Origin of the sequence: Herbaspirillum sp. B65 (assembly GCF_000333555.1) — a bacterium.
In the GTDB taxonomy this organism is placed as follows: Bacteria; Pseudomonadota; Gammaproteobacteria; order Burkholderiales; family Burkholderiaceae_D; genus Herbaspirillum; species Herbaspirillum rubrisubalbicans.
Genome location: NZ_BADI01000779.1, coordinates 1 through 272, shown reverse-complemented (window position 1 = coordinate 272; position 272 = coordinate 1). Strand labels below are relative to the sequence as shown.

The window sequence follows — 272 nt, the reverse complement described above, 5'->3', positions numbered from 1 at the left end:
CAAACTCCATAGTTTTCCCTCAACACTTAAAAGTAACTCATACCTTTTCAAAACTTCTTAACCGGCGCTACCACCTCAACCGCAGCACCAGTACCCGCAGAAAATCCGCTGCCCACCCCAACCTCTACGGACGTACCCTTCCATCCACCGCCGAAACTGTGGTTCGCACCGGCGCAAACGATGAACATACAACCTGATGTAGCTGCGCCCGCTCCTTTTAAAAATTCAGAAGTGGCTTCCGCCTTCTCGTTTGCAGATCGACCATAGTTGGA

1 protein-coding gene is annotated in these 272 nt (G+C 50.7%); it reads right to left on the bottom strand.

Annotated elements, in window-relative coordinates:
- Window positions 1-47: 47 nt before the first annotated feature.
- On the bottom strand, window positions 48-272 hold a 225-nt coding region (locus tag I5W_RS32895; protein WP_217284454.1), incomplete at its 5' end, for a hypothetical protein.